Annotated in this window: 8 protein-coding genes; 1 reads left to right on the plus strand and 7 read right to left on the minus strand. The window is 74.2% G+C overall.

What is annotated here, in order from left to right:
* Positions 1-3: 3 nt before the first annotated feature.
* The 7 genes from GTW43_RS05700 to GTW43_RS05730 form a co-directional block, all read right to left on the minus strand.
* A complete protein-coding gene (locus tag GTW43_RS05700; RefSeq protein WP_161300521.1) occupies positions 4-522 on the minus strand; it encodes a hypothetical protein in 519 nt (172 codons plus the stop codon).
* A 58-nt stretch (positions 523-580) separates the two neighbouring features.
* Entirely contained in the window at positions 581-1,135 is a 555-nt protein-coding gene (locus tag GTW43_RS05705; RefSeq protein WP_237536430.1) for a vitamin K epoxide reductase family protein, read from the minus strand.
* A gap of 116 nt (positions 1,136-1,251) precedes the next feature.
* Entirely contained in the window at positions 1,252-1,752 is a 501-nt protein-coding gene (locus GTW43_RS05710; RefSeq protein WP_161300522.1) for a DUF5949 family protein, read from the minus strand.
* Positions 1,753-2,004: 252 nt separating this feature from the next.
* Positions 2,005-2,244, minus strand: a complete 240-nt coding sequence (locus GTW43_RS05715) for a chaplin (protein ID WP_161300523.1) — start codon at positions 2,242-2,244, stop codon at positions 2,005-2,007.
* Positions 2,245-2,352: 108 nt separating this feature from the next.
* Complete coding sequence (locus GTW43_RS05720; protein WP_161300528.1) at positions 2,353-2,631, minus strand: hypothetical protein; 279 nt, start codon at positions 2,629-2,631, stop codon at positions 2,353-2,355.
* A gap of 143 nt (positions 2,632-2,774) precedes the next feature.
* Positions 2,775-3,431, minus strand: coding sequence for a hypothetical protein (locus GTW43_RS05725; RefSeq protein WP_161300524.1), 657 nt, complete (start codon positions 3,429-3,431; stop codon positions 2,775-2,777).
* A 148-nt stretch (positions 3,432-3,579) separates the two neighbouring features.
* Complete coding sequence (locus GTW43_RS05730) at positions 3,580-3,768, minus strand: chaplin (protein ID WP_272922502.1); 189 nt, start codon at positions 3,766-3,768, stop codon at positions 3,580-3,582.
* A gap of 358 nt (positions 3,769-4,126) precedes the next feature.
* Here GTW43_RS05730 and GTW43_RS05735 point away from each other — a divergent pair.
* Positions 4,127-5,201 (plus strand): glycosyltransferase family 4 protein (locus GTW43_RS05735; RefSeq protein ID WP_161300526.1); only part of this gene is annotated, 1,075 nt, incomplete at its 3' end.

The raw sequence follows: 5,201 nt of genomic DNA on the forward strand, positions 1-5,201 counted from the left end.
GCGTCACGAGCCGAGGCCCAGGTCGGCGCCGGGCCCGGCCTGGAGGTCGGGGGTGCCGAGGCCGAGCTGCGGGGTGGAGAGCCCCGGCAGGCCGAACCGGCCGGCCTGCGGTGCGGTCAGCGGCGCACCGACCGAGGCGCCCGGCGACTCGGTGCGCAGCGGCGACCCCGCGGAGTCGAGCCCCACCTGCTCGACGGTGTCGACGGGCAGCACCCGCGGCACCGGCAACGCGGCGTGCGTCCGCGGGAGTTCGCTGCTGACAGGCAGCCGCGGCAGCGCGTTCTGCGGAAGCAGGTGCTGCTCGTCGTAGCGGGGGCCCTCCGGGGCGCCGGGGATCGGCAGGGGCGCGGCGGTGCGCAGCTCGGGCGCGTCCACCGGCAGTGCGCTCTCCACCCCGGCGAGCGGCACCTCGACGGGGACGGAGGGCGCGGCGGCGGCCGGGGCGGCACCGCCCGCGGCGGCCGCGGCACAGCCGGCGACCACGGCCAGCGTGCCCCGCACGGTGAAGCGGGTGAAACTCATGTCTTTCCGACCTCCTTGAGAAGCCCCCTGAGAACCCCTGCATGCCCCCGCACCGGGTTCAGCTCGTCCAGAAGTTCCACCAGCGCGTCAGGACGAGCATCCCGACGGCGCCGATGTGCAGCACGGGCAGCACCCAGCCGAACTCCTCGGCGAGGAGCCGGGCCCCGCGCGGCGCCGGCAGCAGGCCGTGGCGCACGGTGAACGAGGTCACCGCCCAGAACATGAGGATGGTGGCGACCCAGGCCAGACAGCACCACAGACACAGCGCGTTGATCCGGTAGAGCGACTGGAACTGCAGCCAGGTCACGAACCCGACGCCGAACGCGCAGCCCGCGTTGAGGGTGAGCCAGTACCAGCGGGGCATGCGTGCCCCGGTCAGCAGGCTCATGCCCGCGCAGACGACGATCCCGTAGGCGACGAGGCCGAGCATCGGGTTCGGGAAGCCGAAGACCGAGGCCTGGGCGCTCTTCATGACGCTGCCGCAGGCGATCACCGGGTTGAGGCTGCATCCCGGGGTGAAGTTCGGGTCCTTGAGGAGCGCGAACTCGTCGAGGGTGATGACCCAGGACGGCAGCAGGCCCGCGGCACCGGTGACGACGAGCAGCAGGGCCAGGCGCCGGCTCGCGGCGAGGCCCCGTGCAGAGCTCCCGGCGGAGGTGTCGTGGGCGGTGTCGTGGGCGGGGCCCGGCTGCGCGCCGACGCGTGCGGCGGACCGGTGCAGGCCGGTGCTCACCGGAGCCGGCGGACCGGCAGCAGGCAGTGCGCGGCGGCGGTGAGGGTCTCCTCGGCGCCGGCGAACGACTGCAGTTCCTCCTCGCCGACCGGGCGGCCGGGCGCGGCGCCGGACCAGGGGCGCGCGGTGAAGAGGAAGTAGGCGGTGCCGCGGGCCTCGGCGGCGGCCAGCCACTCGGGCGGCACGGCGCACTGGGCGTTCAGCCACGGCATGGAGACGACCGCCTGGCCCGCCTCGACGAGCAGGGAGACGGGGAAGCTCGGGTGCCGGGAGCCGTCGTGCACGGCGGTGCCCACGGTGAGGCCGTTGTTCCGGAGCAGCGCCCGCACGGCGGCCTGCGAGCCCTCGGGCCCCGCCGGGGAGTCACCGAGCGAATAGGCGAGCAGGAACGGCATGTCGCCCTGCCCGTCGGCGTGTTCGCCGCTCCAGGCGATGACGGCCAGCGTGCCCAGATCGCCGGGCCGGAAAGTGGTTTCAATACTCGACGTCGAAGTCACCGAAGAAGCCTAGCCAGCGCGAAAGGGGTGACCGGGCACGCGTCACTCCATCGGATCAAAGCCGCCCACTCTTCCGTGAGTTGGTCAAACACACGTCCGGAAAGACGACGGGAAAGAGAAAAGCGGCGGAAAGGAGAAAGGCGGGCGGAGGAAAGAGCCCGGGGAGAACGGCCGCAGGCCGGTCGGGAGAGCTCCCGACCGGCCTGCGGACCATGGCTTCACCAGCGGACGCGAACGCGCCCCGGTGGTGCGTCAGTTGTTGACGGCGGTGTTGCCGAACGCCGGGTTCAGGGCGCCGATGACGTCCACGGTGTTGCCGGAGACGTTGACCGGGACGTGCACGGGGAGCTGCGCGACGTTGCCCGAGCCGACGCCCGGGGACTTGACGGCGGCACCCTCGGCGCCCGAGTCGGCGAACGCGGCACCGGAGGCGGCACCCGCGGCGATACCGGCGGCGGCGAGGACGAAGGCGGCCTTCTTGGCAGTGTTCATTTCAGAACCTTTCGTGACATACGTGACGGGGGTGCTGCGGATCGTATGGCGGGCGGCCACGGGAATTCCCGTAAGGACACGCCCGCGCGGGGGAGGAAGCCCGGTGGGCTACCGGCCGGTGGGCAGACCGCCGAGCAGGCTGCCGCCGGAGTTCAGTCCCTGGGTGGCCTCGGTGACCGTGCCGATCGCGTTGTCCTTGCGGCTCGGGTCGAGAAGGTTGGTGTCCACCGGGTTGACGTCGAGCGTCGGCTGGCTGGTCAGGGTGTCCAGTGCGCCGTTCAGGCTCATGGGCGGCAGGTCGCCCGGTCCGGCGGCAAAGGCGGGAGCGGCGGCGCCGGCCAGCGTCAGGGAGCCGGCGACAACCGCAGCGGCCTTCAGAACCTTCATCATCGTCCTCTCGTCGGACGGCCCGTCCGGGCCGCCGTCCACCAGGGGTGCGCGCTGTCCAACGAGCGACCTCCGCCCCGGAAACGCACGACGAGGGCCCGCCGGACGGAAGATCCGTCCGGCGGGCCCTCGGGGCGCGCGGGCTAGCCGGCGAGCGGCGTCGCGGGGAGCGCGGGGGCCTCCGGGAGCGAGTCCGTCGACGGCAGGCTCGACGTCGGCAGCTGCGGCAGCGCGGGCAGCCCCGGCAGGTTCGGTGCCGGCAGACCGCCCGCGAGCAGCGTGGCGGCGACGACGTTGACGAGGCCGGTGACGACGACCGGGGCCTGGGTGGCGACCGCGGCGGGGTCGCCCGCGGTGGCCGACTTCAGGAGGGCGTCGACGGCGGACTGGAGGGCGGCGAGGGCGTCGCTCTTGACGTCGGCGGGGGCCTTCGCGGCCTTGGGCAGCGCGGCGGCGTCGGGGGTCGAGGGCGCCGCGGGTGCCTTCGCCGCGGCCGCGGCGATGGCGGCCTTGACCGCGTCGGCGTGCTTCGTCGCGTCGGCGGCGGAGAGCTTGCCGTCGTCCGCCTTGAGGACGGCGTCGAGGAGTTCGGTGACCGGCGTCAGGACACCGCCGGTGTCGTGCAGGGTCTTGGTCTGGGCGAGCAGCGCGTCGGCGCCCGGCACGGGAGCGGACGCGACGTCCGTGCGGCTGGCCGGCTCGGTGGCGGGTCCCGCCGCGAGGACGGGGGCCGCGGCGCCTATCAGGAGCGAGGCGCACAGGAGGGTGCCGGCGAGCGGCCGTACGGGAAATGCGGACATGAGGAAACCTTCCAGGGTGATTCGGTGATGCAGATTCACCGTGGAATCCGCCGCGACACGCCGCAACCGCGCCACAGCCAAACGGGTGTCCGGGCACGGAACAGCCGCCCCCCGAAAGGGGCGGCTGCGGAAGAGTCGTGCTGCGGCGTCAGTTGTTGACGCAGGTGTTGCCGAACGCCGGGTTCAGCAGACCGATGACGTTGACGGTGTTGCCGCAGACGTTGACCGGCACGTGGACCGGGACCTGCACGACGTTGCCGGAGAGCACGCCGGGGGAGCCGACGGCGGCACCCTGCGCCCCGCTGTCGGCGGAGGCGACACCGGCGGTGCCGGCCATGGCGGCGGCGGCCACGGCGGAGAAGACGACTGCCTTCGCAGTACGCGACATGAACATGCTCCTTGATCGATCAGCTTGGCCAGGGAAGACGCCTGACGCGTGGACAACGCGGCGGTGCGGCAGGAGTTTCGGCTCCGAACGGGTGAATGTGCGACGGCGTGTTGAATCCCCGCACGGGATTCCGGCCCCGACGGAGCGGGAGTTTCACAACTCCGACACATCTCGTGTATCAAGTGAGCGTCGCTTTCTTGACGTTACGGTGGGCGACTCATGGCGATCGGAATGCGGCGCGGAGTCGACCGGTACATATGAATTTCTGATCTCCCGTTCTTTCGGGGAAGAATTCGGGGAAGAGGCGATGCAAGTGACGCCCGCATCCGCGCCGCCGCGCGTCCTGCACGTGACGCAGCCGGTCGACGGCGGCGTGGCCCGTGTGGTGGCCGATCTCGTCCGGCTCCAGCGGGCCGCCGGCCTGCCGGTGACCGTCGCCTGCCCGCCCGAGGGCGCCCTGCCCGCACTGCTCGACGCCGCGGGCTGCGAGGTCCTCGACTGGCCCGCGGTCCGCTCCCCGGCCCGCGGCGTCCGCGCCGAGTCCCGGCGGCTGGCGGAGCTCGTGGCCCGCACCGGGCCCGACCTGGTCCACGCGCACAGCGCCAAGGCGGGCCTGGTCACCCGGCTCGTCGTGCGGGGCCGCGTGCCGACCGTCTTCCAGCCGCACGCCTGGTCCTTCGAGGCCGTCGGCGGACCCGCGGCGTCGGCCGCCGCGAACTGGGAGCGGTTCGCGGCCCGTTGGACCGCGCGCTTCCTCTGCGTCAGCCGCGCCGAGCGCGACACCGGCCGCCGGCGCGGGGTGCGCGGCCCCGTCAGCATCGTGCCGAACGGCGTCGACCTCGGCGTCTTCCGCCCCGCCGGGGGGACCGGCCCCGACGGACCGCCCGCGGGCCTGCCCGAGGGCACCGGGCCGCTCGCCGTCTGCGTCGGCCGGCTCTGCCGCCAGAAGGGGCAGGACGTGCTCGTCGCCGCCTGGCCCGAGGTGCTGCGCCGGCTGCCCGGGGCCCGGCTCGTGCTCGTCGGCGACGGGCCCGACGCGGACCGGCTGCGCGGCGCCGCGCCCCCGTCCGTGACGTTCGCCGGGGCGGTCGCCGACCCGGTCCCCTGGTACCGCGCCGCCGACCTCGTCGTCCTGCCCTCGCGCTGGGAGGGCATGGCCCTGGCCCCGCTCGAGGCGATGGCCTGCGGGAGCCCCGTGCTGCTCGGCGACGTGGACGGGGCCCGCGAGAGCCTGCCGCCGGGCCGGGCCGCCGGCAGCCTGGTCCCGCCGGGGCGGCCCGAGGCCCTGGCCCGCGCCCTGGTCCGGCTGCTCGGCGACCCCGCCCGGCTGCGCGACCTGGGCGAGAGCGCCCACCGCCACGTGCGCGCCCACCACGACGTGC

The organism is Streptomyces sp. SID5785 (assembly GCF_009870065.1).
GTDB lineage: Bacteria > Actinomycetota > Actinomycetes > Streptomycetales > Streptomycetaceae > Streptomyces.